Annotated in this window: 4 protein-coding genes; 2 read left to right on the top strand and 2 right to left on the bottom strand. The window is 40.0% G+C overall.

Features of this window, described 5'->3' with window-relative positions; genetic code table 11:
* Together H5202_RS24465 and H5202_RS24460 are read right to left on the bottom strand one after the other, a co-directional pair.
* Positions 1 to 244, bottom strand: a 244-nt coding sequence (locus H5202_RS24465) for a LysR substrate-binding domain-containing protein (protein ID WP_259397440.1), incomplete at its 3' end; no start/stop codon positions are given.
* A gap of 62 nt (positions 245 to 306) precedes the next feature.
* Positions 307 to 546 carry a LysR family transcriptional regulator gene (locus tag H5202_RS24460; RefSeq protein ID WP_259397439.1) on the bottom strand — a complete coding sequence of 80 codons (240 nt, stop codon included), beginning with the start codon at positions 544 to 546 and terminating at the stop codon, positions 307 to 309.
* A gap of 131 nt (positions 547 to 677) precedes the next feature.
* On the opposite strand from H5202_RS24460, the gene H5202_RS22060 reads away from it, so the two are divergent.
* Positions 678 to 920, top strand: a complete 243-nt coding sequence (locus H5202_RS22060) for a glutaredoxin family protein (RefSeq protein ID WP_182773922.1) — start codon at positions 678 to 680, stop codon at positions 918 to 920.
* A gap of 43 nt (positions 921 to 963) precedes the next feature.
* Positions 964 to 1,587: a glutathione S-transferase gene (locus H5202_RS22055; protein ID WP_182773921.1), complete on the top strand. Its 624-nt coding sequence runs from the start codon at positions 964 to 966 to the stop codon at positions 1,585 to 1,587.
* Positions 1,588 to 1,634 lie beyond the last annotated feature (47 nt).

Raw genomic sequence — 1,634 nt, 5'->3', positions numbered from 1 at the left:
CTGTGACGTCGTTCGGTATTTTAGGGTATCCATGTTGGTTAAGGTAAGCTGGAGAAGCACAGAGTATTAATGGGTAGGTGTTTATTTGGCGCGCGACCATATTTGAATCATCAACCCCACCTATACGAATAACCACGTCAACACCTTCTTCAAGCATATCAATGCACCTATCGGTTAATTGTATGTTCACTTGTATATCTGGATAAGTAGTGAGAAATTTATTAATCACAGGTGATAGTTGCATTTCGCCAAACGTCACCGGAACACTGATCTTTAATTTTCCTTTAGGTGCCGATTGCTCACCCGTTACTGAGTCCAGTAATTCCTCATTAATGGCAGTGCTCGTTCGTAATAAGTTTTGCCAGCATCTGTTAAGGCTAAACGGCGAGTGGTTCTATTGAATAATCGCACGCCAAGTTTGTCTTCGACCTCACCCACATATTTACTAACTAATGCTTTTGAGATCATTAACCGTTCACTTGCTGTAGTAAATGAGCCCGTTTTAACCACGGCAATCACCGTTTTTAAACCATCTAAAGAATTCATAACTGTCAACAAGATATTGATAATGATTCTATGTTAGCACTATTTATCAACAATTAAACTTAAATGATAATGACTACTAACAAAACATAAGGTACAGCAAGCTCAGAGAACGAGAAGTGATAGCACACAGCATGACAAGAGTAGAGATTTATGGAAGACCCGGTTGCGCCTACTGTTCGATGGTCAGACGGTTATTTGACTCAAAGCAAGTAGCGTATCGCTATTACGATGTGTATGCCGAACCTAATCGAATGCAAGAGTTACGCTGCCGTACGAAAGCAAGAAATTTCCCACAGGTATTCATTGATGAGATATCTATGGGAGGACTCGAAGAAATTTTAACACTGAATAAGCAACAAAGGTTGCCTATTTGAACTTTATCACACAGCAATAAAATACATAACTAGGAGCAAAATCATGTCTAACATTACTTTATACCGTCACCCACTTTCAGGTCATGCACATCGCGTTGAGGTTTTTTTATCTATTCTTGGATTAAAAGCTAATATTGTCGATGTGGATCTGATGAGTGGCGCGCAAAAAAGCACTGATTTTTTAGCCAAAAACACTTTCGGACAAGTGCCGGTTTTAATTGACGGTGATGTCACATTAAGTGATTCAAATGCAATCATATTCTATCTGGCTAAAAAATATGATGACACCAACAACTGGTTCCCAGAAAATCTTGTTGCCGCAGCAGAAGTACAACGATTTTTATCTGTTGCCGCCGGTAGAGTTGCTTCCGGACCCGCTGCAGCACGGCTAATTACTCTATTTGGTGCAAAAATGGATCCTGTGAGCACTATAAGTGCTTCTCATAGCATACTGGCTCTTATCGATGCACATTTAAATGGGGAAAAATGGTTAGTTGGTAATAAGCCAACAATTGCGGATATTGCGAATTATGCCTATATCGCCCATGCACCTGAGGGCAATGTCTCTTTGGATAATTATCCACATATTAATGCTTGGCTTGCTCGCATCGAAGCGTTACCTGGTTTTGTTCCAATGGTAACCAGTGCTGTTGGCCTTAGAGCTTAACACTATATGAACTAAGACCATTTATTCCGAGAAGTTACTTGTAAAAC

This window comes from Shewanella sp. SG41-4 (genome assembly GCF_014164505.1).
Taxonomy (GTDB): Bacteria; Pseudomonadota; Gammaproteobacteria; order Enterobacterales; family Shewanellaceae; genus Shewanella.
This window is presented reverse-complemented; position numbering and strand designations above follow the sequence as displayed.

Bases quoted from the DNA above. Each gene is read 5' to 3' on its own strand.
- H5202_RS24460 (WP_259397439.1), bottom strand. From the start codon at position 546: ATGAATTCTTTAGATGGTTTAAAAACGGTGATTGCCGTGGTTAAAACG.
- H5202_RS22060 (WP_182773922.1), top strand. From the start codon at position 678: ATGACAAGAGTAGAGATTTATGGAAGACCCGGTTGCGCCTACTGTTCG.
- H5202_RS22055 (WP_182773921.1), top strand. From the start codon at position 964: ATGTCTAACATTACTTTATACCGTCACCCACTTTCAGGTCATGCACAT.